This window comes from Pseudovibrio exalbescens, from assembly GCF_028737195.1.
Lineage (GTDB): Bacteria > Pseudomonadota > Alphaproteobacteria > Rhizobiales > Stappiaceae > Pseudovibrio > Pseudovibrio zosterae.
Genome location: NZ_JAQZAJ010000001.1, coordinates 234,332 through 250,506, shown reverse-complemented (window position 1 = coordinate 250,506; position 16,175 = coordinate 234,332). Strand labels below are relative to the sequence as shown.

Genomic DNA, 16,175 nt, shown 5'->3' with positions numbered 1-16,175 from the left:
TGTCGAATTAATGGCTCAGACCAGCGGTATCAACCACGGCCTTGGTGCCGAGTTCAATCGCTGTCTGGTAGTTCGTAATAAGCGCGTCAACGGAAGCCTGTGTCACGTCGAACACCGGTGCCGGATACACCCCAAAGAAGATGGTCAGAATGATCAGTGGGATCAGGATCACCTTCTCACGCGCGTTCAAGTCCAGCATGGCCTTCAGGCTTTCCTTCTCCAGCGCGCCAAACACAACGCGGCGGTAAAGATAAAGCGCATAGGCGGCAGACAAGATCACACCCAAGGTGGCAAACAGAGCAACCCAGGTATTGGCGCGGAAAGCACCAACCAGCGTCAGGAACTCACCCACAAAGCCGGATGTTCCAGGCAGACCCACATTGGCCATGGTGAAGATCATGAAGGCGACGGCGTATTTCGGCATGATGTTGACGAGACCGCCATAAGCCGAAATCTGACGCGTATGCATGCGGTCGTAGATCACACCAACGCACAGGAAGAGTGCGGCAGAAACGATACCGTGTGACAGCATCTGAAACAGCGCGCCCTGAATGCCCTGCTCGTTCATCGCGAAGATACCCATGGTCACATAGCCCATGTGCGCAACGGATGAGTAAGCGATCAGCTTCTTGATGTCTTCCTGAGCAAGCGCCACCAAAGAGGTGTAGACGATGGCCACCACAGACAAGGTGAACACGAACGGCGCGAACATCTCGCTCGCCAACGGGAACATTGGCAAAGAGAAACGCAGGAAGCCGTAACCACCCATCTTCAGAAGAATACCCGCAAGAATGACCGAACCGGCTGTTGGCGCTTCAACGTGGGCGTCTGGCAACCAGGTATGCACCGGCCACATCGGCATCTTCACCGCAAAGCTTGCGAAGAACGCCAGCCACAGCCACGTCTGCATGCTCGCCGGGAAATCGTGCTGCATCAACTGCGGAATATCCAGCGTACCGGCCTGCCAGTACATGGACATGATCGCAATCAGCATCAAGACGGAGCCAAGCAGCGTGTACAGGAAGAACTTGTAACTTGCATACACGCGGCGGGCACCACCCCACACACCGATGATAAGGAACATCGGGATGAGGCCAGCCTCGAAGAAGATGTAGAACAGGACCAGATCCAGCGCACAGAACACACCGATCATCAGTGTTTCCAGCACCAGGAACGCAATCATGTATTCCTTCACACGGTTCTGAATGCTGTTCCAGCTTGCCAGAATACAAAATGGCATCAGGAACGTGGTCAGAATGACAAACAGCATCGAAATGCCGTCCACACCCATGTGGTAGGAGAAAGCACCGCCTAGCCACTCATACTTCTCGACCATCTGGAAACCAGGGTTCTCATAGGTGAACCCACCCCAGATGAACAGGGAAATGACAAAGGTGAAGCAGGTGGTGATCAACGCCACCCGGCGAATGTTTTTCTTGGCCTCTTCATCGTCACCGCGAACCAGCAGGATGAAGAGCACACCAACCAACGGAAGGAAGGTGGTAATGGAGAGAATGGACCAATCGCTCATTATTGGGCTCCCCCGCCCGAGAACATTGAGAGGGTAACGAAGAAGGCAACCCCGATCAGCATCGCAAATGCGTAATGATAGATGTAGCCAGACTGGAGACGGATCACGCGAGCGGTCACATCTTGAACGCGGGCAGCAACCCCGTCTGGGCCCATGCCATCAATCACGGTTCCATCACCACGCTTCCACAGGAAGCGGCCCAGCCACATGGATGAGCGAACGAACAGAATGTCGTAGAGCTCATCGAAGTACCACTTGTTCAACAAGAAGCGGTAGAGCGCGTCGTGGCGAGCAGCCAGTGCCTTTGGCATTTCCGGCTTGCGCAGGTAGAACTGCCAGGCCAGCAGGAAGCCAGAGGCCATCATCACGAATGGAGACAGGCGAACCCATACCGGCACATGGTGCATCTCATGAAGGATGTGGTTTTCGCTTGAGACGAACAACGATCCCTTCCAGAAGGCATCATAGGCTTCACCAAAGAAGTTGGCCTTGAAAGCCATACCGGCAAACAGCGCACCGACAGAAAGCAGCAGCAGCGGCACAGTCATCACCCATGGGCTTTCATGCACATGGCTCATCACATCGGCAGAAGCCCGAGGCTTGCCGTGGAAAGTCATGAACGTCAGACGCCAGGAGTAGAAGCTGGTCAGGAACGCAGCAGCAACAGTCATCCAGAACGCGTAGCTTGCAAAGGCATTGTGCCCCACATAAGCCGCTTCAATGATCGCATCCTTGGAGATGAACCCAGCAGTCCCGATGTAGGTCAGCGGAATACCGAAACCGGTAAGTGCCAGCGTGCCGATCATCATGGTCCAGTAGGTCACCGGAATGTGCTTGCGCAGGCCACCCATCTTCCGCATGTCCTGCTCGTCGGACACCGCGTGGATCACGGAACCGGCGCAAAGGAACAACAGCGCCTTGAAGAAGGCGTGCGTGAACAGGTGGAACACACCGATGCTGTACGCACCAACGCCCAGAGCCACGAACATGTACCCCAGCTGCGAACAGGTGGAGTAGGCAATCACGCGCTTGATGTCGTTTTGAACACAGCCCACGGTCGCCGCGAAGATTGCCGTTGTTGCACCAAACAGGGTCACAACGGTCAGCGCCACATGAGACAGTTCAAAGATTGGAGACAAACGCGCCACCATGAACACACCAGCGGTCACCATGGTTGCCGCGTGGATCAGCGCCGACACTGGGGTCGGACCTTCCATCGCATCAGGCAGCCAGGTGTGCAGCAGGAACTGAGCGGACTTACCCATGGCCCCCATGAAGAGCAGCAGGCAGACAACCGTCACGGCCACTTCGCCATTCAGCTGATAGCCGAGGAAGGTCATAACCTCCCCCTCACCTTGGGAAACGCTCTGTGCATTGGCAAAGATCGTGGGCAGGTCCACCGCGCCGAAGATCACGAAGCAGCCGAAAATGCCGAGGGAGAAACCGAAGTCACCCACACGGTTCACGACGAATGCCTTCATGGCCGCAGCGTTTGCAGATGGCTTCTTGTACCAGAAGCCGATCAGAAGGTAGGACGCTAGACCCACGCCTTCCCAGCCGAAGAACATCTGCACAAGGTTGTCAGAGGTCACCAGCATGAGCATGGCAAAGGTAAACAGAGACAAGTACGCAAAGAAGCGCGGCCGGTCCGGATCGTGGTGCATGTATCCGATGGAGTAAACATGCACCAAAGCGGACACGGAGTTCACCACAACCAGCATGACGGCGGTCAGGGTATCAACTCGGATTGACCAGTTGATCTCCAGATCGCCGGAATTGATCCAGCGCAGCAGGTCATACTGCACCATCTCGGAGGAGCCCAGACCGATCTGAGCAAATGCCACCCAAGACAGAATAGCGGATACGATCAGAAGGCCGGACGTGATGTACTCACTGGCCTTGGACCCGATAGCCCGCCCAAACAGGCCGGCGATCAGAAATCCGATCAGTGGCAGGAAAACAATTGCCGAATACATCTGCCCCTCAGCCTTTCATGATGTTGATGTCTTCCACGGCAATGGAGCCGCGGTTACGGAAGTAGACCACAAGGATCGCGAGACCGATGGCCGCTTCAGCCGCTGCGACCGTCAAGACCAGCAGCGCGAAGATCTGACCCATGAGGTCTGACAGGAAAACCGAGAAGGCCACCAGGTTGATGTTGACCGCCAGCAACAGAAGTTCGATCGACATGAGAATGACGATAACGTTCTTCCTGTTGAGGAAGATCCCGAAGACACCGATCGTGAAGAGGATCGCTGCCACCGACAAATAATGCGAAAGTCCAATTTCCATGGGCGCCTCGCAGTGCTCCCCGTAAGTTTTTGAGTGAACCCGGTCTGGATGGAGACCGCTCGACCGGGTATGTACGCGTTTTATTCAAAGCAACGCAAAATCAGCGCAACTTAAATTCCCTTGCCGCTCTCGACCTGTACCACCTCGATGGAGGTTTCCGGGCCGCGCGCAACCTGTTCAGAAATGTCCTGACGCTTCACGCCTTCCTTGTGGCGCAAGGTCAAAACAATCGCCCCGATCATCGCCACCAGCAGCACCAGACCTGAAGCCTGGAAGAAGTAGATGTAGCGGGTGTACAGCACATCACCGATCGCCCGAATGTTCTGCACATCGCCAGCAGGGGCAATCGGCAGAGCGCCCTCGCCGACAATTTGCGGCGCGATAACCCAACCAGTCACCACCATGAGGAGTTCGGCAAGCAGAATGCAGCCAATTAATCCCCCTACAGGCAGGTATTGCAGGAAGCCCTGGCGCATCTCGACGAAGTCAACATCCAGCATCATCACAACGAACAGGAACAGCACCATCACCGCACCCACGTACACAACCACCAAAAGCATGGCCAGGTACTCGGCGCCGATCAGGATGAACAGCCCTGCTGCGTTGAAGAAACACAAGATCAGGAACAAGACGGAATGCACCGGGTTACGGGAGGCAATGACCATGAAGGCAGACGCCACGGCGATCCCGGCGAACAGATAGAAGAAAAGGGCCTGCAAAACCATTAGGGTTGCCTTTGTCCTTAAGTGTGCCGCCTCAAAGCCACCCGAAAGCGGCACTGAGAGGGCGAAAGTTATCCCCGTCCGCGACTTAGCGGTACGGTGCGTCCATTTCGATATTGCGGGCGATTTCACGCTCCCACTTGTCCCCGTTTTGGAGCAGCTTGTCCTTGTCATAGAACAGCTCTTCGCGGGTTTCGGTGGCAAACTCGAAGTTCGGCCCCTCAACAATTGCATCAACCGGGCAAGCTTCCTGACAGAAGCCGCAGTAGATGCACTTGGTCATGTCAATGTCGTAGCGTGTTGTGCGGCGGGTGCCATCGTTACGGCGTGGCCCTGCCTCGATCGTGATCGCCTGTGCTGGGCAGATCGCTTCACACAACTTGCAGGCAATGCAGCGTTCTTCCCCATTGGGGTAACGGCGCAGTGCATGCTCTCCGCGGAAACGCGGACTTGTCGGGTTCTTCTCGAACGGATAATTGATCGTCGGCTTCGGCTTGAAGAAGTAACGCATGGCGAGAAAGAACGCCGAGACGAACTCCTTCAAAAGCAACGATTTTGCGGCCTGATCGAGTCTCATAGCTCTAAAGCCTCTCCTTAACGACAGGTCTCATCCGGCAATGGTCTGTCCGGCGAGAAATCCGATGATGGGAAACCCAAACATCGTTATGACAAATATCAGTTTGCGCAGGTGCGGCTCCGCCCGTTCCAGGGAAGCAGCGCTTGTTGCGCCGGTCTGCTTTCGTTTCGTGACAGCTGCCTGCAATGTCCCCCAAAGGATCTTGCAGTCCAGCCACCCGATGTAGGCTCCAAGCGCCGCACCAATGGCACCAGCCAGTGTCAGTTCAATCACTGCTGAACCCCTTATGGTGCCCAGCCGGTTGCCATCAATACCGCAGCGACTGCAAACACCATGAACAGCGAGAGCGGCAGAAAGACCTTCCAACCCAAGCGCATCAGCTGGTCATAGCGGTACCGTGGAACCATCGCCTTCACCATGGCGAACATGAAGAACACCAGAAGCGACTTGAGCAAGAACCAGACAAACCCCGGCACCCAGGTGAACGGCGCAATGTCCAGTGGTGGCAACCATCCACCCATGAACAAGATGGTCGTCAAAGAACACATCAGCGCAATGGCCACATATTCCCCCAACATGAACATCATGTATGGGGTGGAGCCGTATTCGACCATGAAACCCGCAACCAGCTCGGATTCAGCTTCAGCCAAATCGAACGGAGGACGATTGGTCTCAGCAAGCGCGGAGATGAAGAACACAACGAACATCGGGAACAACGGCAGCCAGAACCAGTTCAAGATGGTCAGCCACGGCACGCCCAACATCGTGGCAAGGCCGGTCTGTTGCGCTTCGACAATATCGGTGAGGTTCAACGAACCTACGCACAGCAGAACGGTTACAATCACAAAGCCAATCGAGACTTCATAGGAAACCATCTGCGCCGCAGAGCGCAGTGCGGACAGGAATGGATACTTGGAGTTGGATGCCCAACCACCAACGATCACGCCGTAAACACCCAAGGAAGATATTGCAAAGACGTAAAGGATGCCCACATTGATGTCAGCAATCACCCATCCATCAGCCACCGGGATCACGGCCCAGGCGGCCAATGAGAGAATGACTGTAATCAGCGGCGCAAACAAAAACAGGAACTTGTCCGACCCTGCTGGAATAACGGGTTCCTTGAGAGCGAACTTCAAAAGGTCCGCGAAACTCTGGAACAACCCCCAAGGACCCACAACGTTAGGACCACGGCGGATTTGAACTGCTGCCCAGACCTTACGGTCTGCGTAAAGGATGTAAGCTACGATCAATAGAAGCACCACCATCAGCAGCGCACTTTGCGCCAACATGATGATGAACGGGAAACCGTAGTCGGTCCAAAATTCAGCCATATCCCCCGCCCCTACTCTGCCGCCTCAAGCGACCGTGACTTGGCGAGCTGAGAACACTCCGCCATCACCGCCGATGCGCGTGCAATCGGGTTTGTCATGTAATAATCGGTTACAGCCGACACGAAGGTGGAGCCCTGCATGTCGCCGCCCAGCTCAGCGAGCTTGGCAATGTCAGCGCTTGCGCCCTTCTCGATCTGGTCTACACCCAGAAGATGCGGATGATCCTTGTAAAGCGCACTGCGAAGATCATTAAAGCTATCAAATGGTAGCGCCTGACCTGTGTGGGCGGAAAGCGCTCTCAGAATAGCCCAATCTTCACGTGCATCTCCCGGAGGGAACGCAGCACGTGGATTAAGCTGAACGCGGCCCTCGAGGTTCACATAGGTGCCAGGTTTTTCAGTATATGCAGCTGCAGGAAGGATCACGTCGGCGCGGTGCGCACCACGATCACCGTGGGTACCGATGTAAACTACAAAAGCATCACCGAAAGAAGCCATGTCCAGCTCATCAGCACCGAGCAGGAAGACAACGTCCAACTCGCCTTTGCCTGCTGCATTTTGAATGCCGCCGGTCGTCAAGCCACCCTCTTGTGGGACAAAACCAATGTCGAGCCCCCCAACCCGGCTCGCAGCCGTCGCAAGAACGTTGAAACCGTTCCACTCGTCAGCCAAGGCACCAACAGACTGGGCCAACTTGGCAGCCGCAGAAAGAATTGCCTGACCATCTTCGCGGGCAACTGCGCCCTCACCGACAATGATCATCGGACGGGCTGCTTTCTTCAACGTTTCGAAGAAAGCCCCCTTGCCAGCAACCAGTTCTGCAAGCGTATCCGTTCCAGCGCCCAGATAGTCAACCGGGTAGGTCTGGTCCACATTTTGCCCGATGAGTGCAATCGGAATTTGTCCTGCGACATAGCGCTTGCGAATGCGGGCATTCAGGACCGCCGCCTCATGTCGTGGGTTCGCGCCAACCAGCAAAATTGCATCAGCGTCTTCAATACCTTCGACCGTAGTATTGAATAGATAGGTTGAACGGCCAAGACGTGGATCAAGCTGCGCGCCATCCTGTCGGCAGTCGTAATTTGCCGATCCGATTGAGGTCATAAGGCTCTTGAGCGCATAAAGGTCTTCAACGGCTGCAAGATCACCAGCTATCGCACCTACCCGTGCGCCGCCCGCGGCCTTCACCTTATCGCCAACCAGCTCAAAGGCTTCCTGCCAACTTGCAGCCCCAAGCTTCCCATCACGCTTTACATATGGGCGATCAAGGCGCTGTGTCTTCAAACCATCCCAGATGAAGCGGGTCTTGTCGGAGATCCACTCTTCGTTAACCGCTTCGTTGGTCCGCGGCATGATGCGCATGACTTCGCGGCCACGAGTGTCAATGCGAATGGCAGAGCCAAGAGCGTCCATCACGTCAACGCCTTCGGTCTTGGTCAACTCCCAAGGACGTGCATTGAAAGCGTATGGACGGGAGGTGAGCGCACCAACCGGGCACAGGTCAATCACATTGCCCTGAAGCTCAGAGGAAAGCGCGCTTTCCAGATAGGTTGTGATCTCTGCATCTTCACCGCGGCCCGTTAGCCCCAGCTCCGAAACACCCGCCACCTCAGTCGTAAAGCGAACGCAGCGTGTGCAGTGAATGCAACGCGTCATCACAGTCTTTACAAGTGGGCCGATGTACTTGTTTTCAACCGCACGCTTGTTCTCGTCAAAACGGGAGCTGTCCACGCCATAGGCCATCGCCTGATCCTGCAGGTCACACTCACCGCCCTGGTCACAGATCGGGCAATCCAGAGGGTGGTTGATGAGCAAGAACTCCATCACACCTTCTCGTGCCTTCTTAACCATCGGGCTCTTGGTAAACACCTGCGGAGGCTCACCATTTGGGCCCGGACGCATGTCGCGCACGTTCATGGCGCAGGATGCAACCGGCTTTGGCGGTCCACCCTTCACCTCAACAAGGCACATGCGGCAGTTGCCAGCAATGGACAGCCGGTCATGGTAGCAAAAGCGCGGCACCTCAGCGCCCGCTTCTTCACAAGCCTGCAGCAGCGTATATTCCGCTGGAACTTCAACTTCTTTGCCGTCGACGACAATCTTGGTCATGCGTTGGCGTCCTTACCACTTGCTTGCTGGCGCTCATAGGCTTCCAGAAGCTCAGTCACTTCAATTCCATCAATGGTCATGCCCATCAAGCGGCTATCGGAAATGTCACAGCCTGCCAAATTGGCATTCTTTATCCGCATCCCTGAGAGATTGGCCTGATCAACGGACCAACCCGACATGTTTGCGTTAAACACAGACCACCCGGAGAGGTTCGCATCGTCAATGGCAGCGCCTGAGAGGTTCACGTCGTTGAAACTTAGCCCTGAAAGGTTGCAGTCAACAAACATGGAGCCAGACAGATCGCTCCCCGTTGCAGTAAGACGATGCTTTTCTCCTTCGAACTTCATGCCCTACTCCGCTGCAATCGTTGTGGCGGACTTCGAACGAGCCACGTACTGATCAATGCGGTCTTCGATTACAGGACGGAAATTTCGGATCAATCCCTGAATTGGCCAGGCAGCCGCATCACCAAGGGCACAGATCGTGTGACCTTCTACCTGCTTGGTGACCTTGAAGAGCATGTCGATCTCTTCATAGGAGCTCTCGCCCTTAACCATCCGTTCCATCACACGCCACATCCAGCCGGTGCCTTCACGACAAGGCGTACACTGGCCGCAGCTCTCGTGTTTGTAGAAGTAGGAAAGTCGGGCAATTGCCTTGATGATGTCGGTAGACTTATCCATGACGATCACCGCAGCAGTACCAAGAGAGGACCCCACATCCTTGAGGCCATCAAAGTCCATGATGGCATCCTTCATGTCTTCGCCCTTTACGCAAGGCACGGAAGAACCACCAGGAATGACCGCAAGCAGGTTGTCCCAGCCACCACGGATGCCACCGCAGTGTGTCTCAATCAGATCCTTGAAGCTGATGCCCATCTCTTCTTCAACGGTACATGGACGTTCCACGTGACCGGAGATACAGAACAGCTTGGTACCCGCATTGTTCTCACGGCCCATGCCGGAGAACCAGGACGCACCACGTTTGAGAATTGAAGGGGCAACAGCAATAGATTCCACGTTGTTCACGGTGGTCGGGCAACCATAGATGCCCATGTTTGCCGGGAACGGTGGCTTCAGGCGCGGTTGGCCCTTCTTGCCTTCAAGGCTCTCCAGCAGCGCGGTTTCTTCGCCGCAGATATAAGCCCCTGCCCCGTGATGAACATAGATGTCAAAGTCGTAACCATGAACGTTGTTCTTGCCGATAAGGCCAGCGTCATAGGCCTGATCAATTGCGGCCTGAAGGCGCTCACGTTCACGGATGAATTCGCCGCGCACATAGATGTATGCAGCAATCGCACCCATGGCGAAACCTGCGAGCAAACACCCTTCAACCAGATGGTGAGGATCGTGGCGCATGATTTCACGGTCTTTACAGGTACCGGGCTCCGATTCGTCGGCATTTACAACCAGATATGCCGGACGTCCATCGCTCTGCTTCGGCATGAAGGACCACTTGAGACCAGTCGGGAAGCCCGCACCGCCGCGACCACGAAGACCGGAAGCCTTCATTTCCTCGACAATCCACTCGCGCCCTTTGGTCAGAATGTCTTTTGTACCAGACCAGCTACCGCGTTTTTTGGCGCCTTCCAGGCCCCAATCATGCAGTCCATAGAGGTTGGTGAAGATACGATCCTGATCTTGGAGCATCCCTTATCCCTCGCCCTGTTCGGCCAGCTTGGCCATTTGCTGTGCTTCAAAGGCCTTCTTGGCCACATCCACGCCTTCCTGCGCTGGACGCGGAACGCCAGTGTAGCCCTTGCCACCCTTGTTGATGTGAAGACCAGCATAATCCTCGGTGGCGTTCACGGAGCCATCAACGATCTGTGGCTGCGGATCTCCGCCAAGGGTCTCATCTTCGATTTCTGACAGCGTTGTTGGGCCGCCTTCCGGAGCTGCAAAACGACGCTCGTTCTGAGGACCTGGCACAACCGGCTTGCCCGCCGCGATGTCATCAATGAGTTGCGTGAAAGTCTCTTCGGTCAGATCTTCGTAAGTATCCTTGAAGATCTGAACCATTGGCGCGTTGGAACATGCGCCCAGACACTCGACCTCTTCCCAAGAGAAGTTACCGTCCTCTGAAAGCTCGTGTGCCTTGCTGGCAATCTTGCTCTTGCAGACCTTGATCAGGCCCTCGGCTCCGCGCAGCTGACATGGCGTGGTGCCACACACCTGAATGTGAGCCTTCTTGCCCACCGGCTGAAGCTGAAACATGGTGTAGAACGTTGCAACTTCCAGAACGCGAATGTTCGGCATATCCAGCAGTTCAGCAACCGCGCGGATTGCCGGCTCGCTGACCCAGCCCTCGTTCTGCTCTTGCGCACGCCACAAGATTGGAATGACAGCAGACGCCTGACGCCCTTCCGGGTAGCGTTCAATCACCTTCTTGGCCCATGCAAGGTTTTCAGGTGTGAACTCAAAGCTCTCTGGCTGCTCATGATGAAGACGACGCACTGACATTATCGGTCAATCTCCCCGAATACGATATCAAGGGACCCCAGCACGGCGGAAACGTCGGCCAGCATGTGCCCGCGGCACATAAAGTCCATGGCCTGCAAGTGCGCATAACCTGGCGCCTTAATCTTGCAGCGGTAAGGCTTGTTGGTGCCGTCAGACACGAGATAGACGCCGAATTCGCCCTTTGGCGCTTCAACAGCGGCATAAATCTCGCCTTCCGGCACATGGTAGCCTTCAGTGTAGAGTTTGAAGTGGTGGATGAGCGCTTCCATCGAGCGTTTCATTTCACCACGCTTCGGCGGCACGATCTTGCCATCCGTAGAGGAAATCGGCCCGCGGCCGCTATCCATGTTCAGGCGCTCAAGGCACTGCTTCATGATGCGGATCGACTGGCGCATTTCGAACATGCGGATCAGGTAACGGTCATAACAGTCACCGTTTTTGCCGATGGCGATGTCGAATTCCATTTCCTCATAGCACTCATAGGGTTGCGCCTTGCGCAGATCCCACTTTGCACCCGAGCCGCGAACCATCACGCCGGAAAAGCCCCAAGCCCAACAGTCTTCCAGCGACACAACGCCAATATCAACGTTACGCTGCTTGAAAATGCGGTTGTCTGTGAGCAGCCCCTCGATGTCATCAAGGGTCTGAAGGAACGGATCGCACCATTCCCAGATATCATCCACCAGATCCTGCGGAAGGTCCTGATGCACGCCACCTGGACGAACATAGGCTGCGTGCATACGAGCACCACAGGCGCGCTCATAAAACGCCATCAGCTCTTCACGTGGCTCAAAGCCCCAAAGCGGCGGCGTCAGCGCACCAACGTCCATGGCCTGTGTGGTCACGTTCAGAAGGTGAGAGAGCAAACGGCCGATCTCTGAGTAGAGAACGCGGATCAGCTGACCACGGCGCGGCACTTCAATGCCCAACATGCGCTCAACGGCAAGAGCAAATGCATGCTCCTGATTCATCGGCGCCACGTAATCAAGGCGGTCGAAATACGGCACAGCCTGAAGGTAAGTCTTGTGCTCGATGAGTTTTTCGGTGCCCCGGTGCAACAATCCGATATGCGGATCAACACGAGTCACCACTTCCCCATCCAGTTCAAGAACGAGACGAAGCACACCGTGAGCCGCAGGGTGCTGCGGACCAAAGTTGATATTAAAATTGCGGACCTGAGCCTCAGCCATCAGTACTCGCCTCAGTTCGATGCTTTTTCATCGCCAGGAAGCACGTAATCGGTGCCCTCCCACGGTGAAAGGAAATCAAAATTGCGGAATTCCTGGTTCAACTGCACAGGCTCATAAACGACGCGCTTGCGCTCATCGTCATAGCGAACTTCCACATAGCCAGTCAGCGGAAAGTCCTTGCGCAGAGGGTGACCATCAAAGCCGTAGTCCGTCAGAAGACGGCGCAGATCAGGATGGCCAGAAAACAGAATGCCGTACATGTCGTAGGCTTCGCGCTCGAACCAATCAGCTCCGGGATAGATTGCGGTAGCAGAAGGCACCAACTCGCCCTCTGCAGCAGCAACCTTTACGCGAATGCGCTGGTTCTGGCGCGGAGAAAGAAGGTGATAGACCACATCAAACCGCTTCTCGCGGGCTGGCCAGTCCACACCACAAATGTCGACAAGGGCAATAAAGCCACAGCGGGCGTCATCACGCAGAAAACGCAACACCTTCACGATGCGCTCTGCGGGCACCACAACTGTGAGCTCGCCATAAGTCACTGACCAGCTACTGACTTCATCCAGCAGCTTGGCCTCGATATAGTCACCCAGTTCTGTGAGCGTCTCGTCCATGAACCTTTTCCTGTCCGTTGGACCTTCGGGGGAAAGGCGCGGCTTCCCGCGCCTACTTTTATCTTTCGATTGTGCCTGTGCGGCGGATCTTTTTCTGAAGAAGCAGCACACCGTAAAGCAGCGCTTCCGCAGTTGGAGGACAACCTGGCACGTAAATGTCTACGGGCACGACACGATCACAGCCGCGAACCACTGAATAAGAGTAGTGGTAGTAGCCACCGCCGTTTGCGCAGGAACCCATGGAGATCACATAGCGCGGCTCAGGCATCTGGTCGTAGACCTTGCGTAGCGCCGGAGCCATCTTATTTGTAAGGGTGCCTGCGACAATCATGACATCAGACTGCCGAGGAGAACCACGTGGCGCAAAGCCGAACCGCTCACCATCATAACGCGGCATGGACATCTGCATCATTTCAACGGCGCAGCATGCCAGACCAAAGGTCATCCACATGAGGGAGCCGGTGCGCGCCCACTGGATCAAGCTTTCTGATGAGGTGACCAGAAAGCCCTTGTCTGAAAGCTCACTGTTGATGTCCATGACATACGGATCGTCACCACCAACAGGCTTGCCGGTATTCGGATCCAGAATGCCCTTTGGCTGCTGAGCAACCATTGGACGGGCTCCGTCAGGATTTAATCCCATTCCAGTGCCCCTTTCTTCCATTCATAAACAAAGCCGACCGTAAGCACGGCAAGAAAGATCATCATTGACGAGAAGCCGAACCAGCCGAGATCGCCGAAAGAAACGGCCCACGGAAAGAGGAAAGCAACTTCCAAATCGAAGATGATGAACAAGATGGAGACAAGGTAGAAGCGAATGTCGAACTTCATGCGCGCGTCGTCGAACGCATTGAAGCCGCACTCATAAGCTGAGAGTTTTTCTGAATCGGGGCTTTTGTAAGCCAGTACAAACGGTGCAATCAGCAACGCCAGACCAATGACCAGAGCCACACCGATAAAGACCACGATTGGGACATAGTCCCTTAGGAGCTCTTCCATCTTTCGTTTGCATCCCTGCGCATGGGGCTATCGAAGCCCAAAAGCTAATTTGTGCAAAAGCAATGAAAGTCAACACGCGTAAGTTGGAGGTGCCCGACCCAAGGTGCAGACCAGACCGCTATGCATTGCACGCACGATTAACTTAGCCCCTCCAAGAGCGCAAGACCCCCAGAAGGAGTAAATCAGTATACACCCATATATAGAAGACTTACATCTACTGACCAGTTACCAAACAATGGCCAAAAATGGCTCAATTCAGGGATTTGAAAATACATGAGTTTTTTATTCATGTTATTAGTGGCTTGCTAAATAAAGTTTTCCCCCAGCGGTTGAATCCCTCAATTCAATAGACTCAAACATGCGTTCAGATTCCAGTAATGAGTAAACTTACTCATACTGCCGCTAAGTAAGGTATAAACTCGTATCGATAAAATATTTCGAGCGCGCTGTATTGGAGGAATGCATGAGTACAGCCAGTAAAACGCGAAAAGCGCGGCAGCTGTTTTAAGCTGACCGCGCTTTTTCCGATGAAATGAGTGGCGCGAGTGACGGGGCTCGAACCCGCGACCTCCGGCGTGACAGGCCGGCACTCTAACCAACTGAGCTACACCCGCCCATTTCATTTTTTCTATCTGAGACGCCTCCCCTATGAAGGAGTGGCGCGAGTGACGGGGCTCGAACCCGCGACCTCCGGCGTGACAGGCCGGCACTCTAACCAACTGAGCTACACCCGCTCTCAGATATGTTTCTCAAGCTCACAACACCCTAGAAAGAATGGCGCGAGTGACGGGGCTCGAACCCGCGACCTCCGGCGTGACAGGCCGGCACTCTAACCAACTGAGCTACACCCGCTTCGTTCGAAGACGTTGTGTTGTCCTGAGGTGGCGCTGATGTACGGCGTGCACGGCCACAAGTCAAGCGCCCTCAAATGCCGTTTCTCAGATTTTTCTCATAATCGTCATTTCTCTGTGCAAATCACCTCTCCCATGGCGTGTCCATGTGGAAAAACACCCGTCAAAAAAAACGAATTAGCTGTTTATACTCAATGCCCTGCTGGAAAACTGGCAAAACACAAATTTGATCAAGGCCGCGGGCGGACGAGAATCCACCCCTGCCCTGAGACTTTCCAGTGTACCCGTAATATAATAGTGGCCATTCACAAGAGGGGCGCCGGAACAGCTTTCATCCGGCCATTTGAGTTTCGAGGTGAGGCACAGATGAGAACAGGAACAAAGGTATCCGGAGCGGTGGCCATGGCTCTGGGCCTGACACTTTCCGCATCTACGGCACTGGCGGGAGCTGGTGATTTTCTGGTCGGCGTTGGCGTGGGCGCGATCGGCAAAACAATCTACGATAAGGTAACCCGCAAGCCATCCGCTCCGCCGCAATCCATCCCACAGGCGAGCAACCCGCAGCGGGAGCAAAACCGAGACATTCAAAACCGCTTGAACGTTCTCGGCTATAACGCAGGCACACCAGATGGCATTGTGGGACGAAAGACGCGGGGCGCCATCAACGCCTTTCAAACAGATAAAGGCTTCCCGGCAACCGGCACGCTGAACGATGAGGAACTTGCCCTCCTTTATCAGCTGACGACACCAACCAACAATGCAGAGAGCACCAGCTCCATTCCTGTCGGCAAATCAGACCTGCCGTCAGATGAGAAGGACACAACGCGCGCAGGCGCCCTGCAAACCGCACCACCTGCCATTCACGGACTAACGCCGGGCCTGCGCGAAGAAAATGTAATCGCGTTTTTGGAGAGCGAAGGCTACCAGACTTGCGAAGGAGACCAGACCTACGTGCGGTGTTCAGCTGACCTGGACACCATGGTTGATGCCATCGAAGTCGCGACGGTCAACGACACCATCTATATGATCTACCGCGATTTGAACTTCAAAACCGAGGTGCCGCGGGAAGCACTCGTCAATCGTATGCGAGATACATACCCTACCCTGATTGACGAAGAGACCATGTCTCTCTCATCAAGCACGCCTTGCCAGGCCAAACTGGAAACACCCATGTTGTCGGTGGTCGCACCGGTTTCCAACGCGCCGACAGATCCTAACGTTCTTGGCGCAGCTGCACAGGCCTGTGCTGACTATGCAGGGATCGAGCTGTCGGGCGACCCAATTGTGACCCGCACACAGATTCTTCTGTACGACAGCGCACCGATTCTGCATGAACAAGAATCAGGAGCGGGAATTTTTGAGGAAACGAACGCGGTGCCGACAGAATTGAAATTCTGAATTCCGCCAGCCGATTAGCAAAGACCCAAAAAGAAAAGCCGGAGGCCTCCCAACCTCCGGCTTTTTTGTCCCCCAACTCGGGGGGACTGGGCTCTAGGAT

Annotated in this window: 16 protein-coding genes and 3 tRNA genes; 1 reads left to right on the top strand and 18 read right to left on the bottom strand. The window is 55.0% G+C overall.

What is annotated here, in order from left to right; translation table 11 throughout:
• Positions 1-7: 7 nt before the first annotated feature.
• From PUV47_RS01205 to PUV47_RS01120, 18 genes are all read right to left on the bottom strand, one after another.
• The gene (locus PUV47_RS01205; RefSeq protein ID WP_274216622.1) at positions 8-1,531 is read right to left on the bottom strand and encodes an NADH-quinone oxidoreductase subunit M; all 1,524 of its coding nucleotides are present in this window, start codon (positions 1,529-1,531) and stop codon (positions 8-10) included.
• Complete coding sequence (gene nuoL / locus PUV47_RS01200; RefSeq protein ID WP_274216621.1) at positions 1,531-3,507, bottom strand: NADH-quinone oxidoreductase subunit L; 1,977 nt, start codon at positions 3,505-3,507, stop codon at positions 1,531-1,533. The genes PUV47_RS01205 and nuoL overlap by 1 nt, the downstream gene beginning before the upstream one ends.
• Before the next feature lie 7 nt (positions 3,508-3,514).
• The gene (gene nuoK, locus PUV47_RS01195; protein WP_028480897.1) at positions 3,515-3,823 is read right to left on the bottom strand and encodes an NADH-quinone oxidoreductase subunit NuoK; all 309 of its coding nucleotides are present in this window, start codon (positions 3,821-3,823) and stop codon (positions 3,515-3,517) included.
• Between the two features lie 110 nt (positions 3,824-3,933).
• Positions 3,934-4,548 (bottom strand): NADH-quinone oxidoreductase subunit J, encoded by a 615-nt coding sequence (locus PUV47_RS01190; protein ID WP_274216620.1) that lies wholly within the window; start codon positions 4,546-4,548, stop codon positions 3,934-3,936.
• 85 nt (positions 4,549-4,633) lie between these two features.
• A complete protein-coding gene (gene nuoI / locus PUV47_RS01185) occupies positions 4,634-5,122 on the bottom strand; it encodes an NADH-quinone oxidoreductase subunit NuoI (RefSeq protein WP_274216619.1) in 489 nt (162 codons plus the stop codon).
• A gap of 30 nt (positions 5,123-5,152) precedes the next feature.
• A complete protein-coding gene (locus PUV47_RS01180) occupies positions 5,153-5,395 on the bottom strand; it encodes a hypothetical protein (protein WP_274216618.1) in 243 nt (80 codons plus the stop codon).
• 11 nt (positions 5,396-5,406) lie between these two features.
• On the bottom strand, positions 5,407-6,456 hold the full coding sequence (nuoH, locus tag PUV47_RS01175) for an NADH-quinone oxidoreductase subunit NuoH (RefSeq protein WP_274216616.1): 1,050 nt from the start codon (positions 6,454-6,456) through the stop codon (positions 5,407-5,409).
• 11 nt (positions 6,457-6,467) lie between these two features.
• Positions 6,468-8,564: an NADH-quinone oxidoreductase subunit NuoG gene (gene nuoG / locus PUV47_RS01170; RefSeq protein ID WP_274216615.1), complete on the bottom strand. Its 2,097-nt coding sequence runs from the start codon at positions 8,562-8,564 to the stop codon at positions 6,468-6,470.
• Positions 8,561-8,911: a pentapeptide repeat-containing protein gene (locus PUV47_RS01165; protein ID WP_274216614.1), complete on the bottom strand. Its 351-nt coding sequence runs from the start codon at positions 8,909-8,911 to the stop codon at positions 8,561-8,563. Before PUV47_RS01165 ends, nuoG begins: the two co-directional genes overlap by 4 nt.
• 3 nt (positions 8,912-8,914) lie before the next feature.
• Positions 8,915-10,213, bottom strand: a complete 1,299-nt coding sequence (nuoF, locus tag PUV47_RS01160; protein WP_274216613.1) for an NADH-quinone oxidoreductase subunit NuoF — start codon at positions 10,211-10,213, stop codon at positions 8,915-8,917.
• Positions 10,214-10,216: 3 nt separating this feature from the next.
• Positions 10,217-11,023, bottom strand: coding sequence for an NADH-quinone oxidoreductase subunit NuoE (gene nuoE / locus PUV47_RS01155; protein ID WP_274216612.1), 807 nt, complete (start codon positions 11,021-11,023; stop codon positions 10,217-10,219).
• Positions 11,023-12,213 (bottom strand): NADH-quinone oxidoreductase subunit D, encoded by a 1,191-nt coding sequence (locus PUV47_RS01150; protein WP_274216610.1) that lies wholly within the window; start codon positions 12,211-12,213, stop codon positions 11,023-11,025. Before PUV47_RS01150 ends, nuoE begins: the two co-directional genes overlap by 1 nt.
• Before the next feature lie 11 nt (positions 12,214-12,224).
• The gene (locus PUV47_RS01145; RefSeq protein ID WP_274216609.1) at positions 12,225-12,827 is read right to left on the bottom strand and encodes an NADH-quinone oxidoreductase subunit C; all 603 of its coding nucleotides are present in this window, start codon (positions 12,825-12,827) and stop codon (positions 12,225-12,227) included.
• A gap of 58 nt (positions 12,828-12,885) precedes the next feature.
• Positions 12,886-13,470, bottom strand: coding sequence for a NuoB/complex I 20 kDa subunit family protein (locus PUV47_RS01140; protein WP_274216608.1), 585 nt, complete (start codon positions 13,468-13,470; stop codon positions 12,886-12,888).
• Positions 13,461-13,826, bottom strand: coding sequence for an NADH-quinone oxidoreductase subunit A (locus tag PUV47_RS01135; protein ID WP_274216607.1), 366 nt, complete (start codon positions 13,824-13,826; stop codon positions 13,461-13,463). The genes PUV47_RS01140 and PUV47_RS01135 overlap by 10 nt, the downstream gene beginning before the upstream one ends.
• Before the next feature lie 537 nt (positions 13,827-14,363).
• A tRNA-Asp gene (locus PUV47_RS01130) sits at positions 14,364-14,440 on the bottom strand.
• A gap of 43 nt (positions 14,441-14,483) precedes the next feature.
• Positions 14,484-14,560 (bottom strand) — tRNA-Asp (locus PUV47_RS01125).
• A 41-nt stretch (positions 14,561-14,601) separates the two neighbouring features.
• Positions 14,602-14,678, bottom strand: a tRNA-Asp gene (locus PUV47_RS01120).
• Positions 14,679-15,043: 365 nt separating this feature from the next.
• On the opposite strand from PUV47_RS01120, the gene PUV47_RS01115 reads away from it, so the two are divergent.
• Complete coding sequence (locus PUV47_RS01115) at positions 15,044-16,075, top strand: peptidoglycan-binding domain-containing protein (RefSeq protein ID WP_274216606.1); 1,032 nt, start codon at positions 15,044-15,046, stop codon at positions 16,073-16,075.
• The last annotated feature ends 100 nt before the right edge of the window (positions 16,076-16,175 follow it).

Bases quoted from the DNA above. Each gene is read 5' to 3' on its own strand.
- nuoF (WP_274216613.1), bottom strand. From the start codon at position 10,213: ATGCTCCAAGATCAGGATCGTATCTTCACCAACCTCTATGGACTGCAT.
- nuoI (WP_274216619.1), bottom strand. From the start codon at position 5,122: ATGAGACTCGATCAGGCCGCAAAATCGTTGCTTTTGAAGGAGTTCGTC.
- PUV47_RS01135 (WP_274216607.1), bottom strand. From the start codon at position 13,826: ATGGAAGAGCTCCTAAGGGACTATGTCCCAATCGTGGTCTTTATCGGT.
- PUV47_RS01140 (WP_274216608.1), bottom strand. From the start codon at position 13,470: ATGGGATTAAATCCTGACGGAGCCCGTCCAATGGTTGCTCAGCAGCCA.
- nuoE (WP_274216612.1), bottom strand. From the start codon at position 11,023: ATGTCAGTGCGTCGTCTTCATCATGAGCAGCCAGAGAGCTTTGAGTTC.
- PUV47_RS01145 (WP_274216609.1), bottom strand. From the start codon at position 12,827: ATGGACGAGACGCTCACAGAACTGGGTGACTATATCGAGGCCAAGCTG.
- PUV47_RS01205 (WP_274216622.1), bottom strand. From the start codon at position 1,531: ATGAGCGATTGGTCCATTCTCTCCATTACCACCTTCCTTCCGTTGGTT.
- PUV47_RS01115 (WP_274216606.1), top strand. From the start codon at position 15,044: ATGAGAACAGGAACAAAGGTATCCGGAGCGGTGGCCATGGCTCTGGGC.
- PUV47_RS01165 (WP_274216614.1), bottom strand. From the start codon at position 8,911: ATGAAGTTCGAAGGAGAAAAGCATCGTCTTACTGCAACGGGGAGCGAT.
- nuoL (WP_274216621.1), bottom strand. From the start codon at position 3,507: ATGTATTCGGCAATTGTTTTCCTGCCACTGATCGGATTTCTGATCGCC.
- PUV47_RS01190 (WP_274216620.1), bottom strand. From the start codon at position 4,548: ATGGTTTTGCAGGCCCTTTTCTTCTATCTGTTCGCCGGGATCGCCGTG.
- nuoG (WP_274216615.1), bottom strand. From the start codon at position 8,564: ATGACCAAGATTGTCGTCGACGGCAAAGAAGTTGAAGTTCCAGCGGAA.
- nuoH (WP_274216616.1), bottom strand. From the start codon at position 6,456: ATGGCTGAATTTTGGACCGACTACGGTTTCCCGTTCATCATCATGTTG.
- nuoK (WP_028480897.1), bottom strand. From the start codon at position 3,823: ATGGAAATTGGACTTTCGCATTATTTGTCGGTGGCAGCGATCCTCTTC.
- PUV47_RS01150 (WP_274216610.1), bottom strand. From the start codon at position 12,213: ATGGCTGAGGCTCAGGTCCGCAATTTTAATATCAACTTTGGTCCGCAG.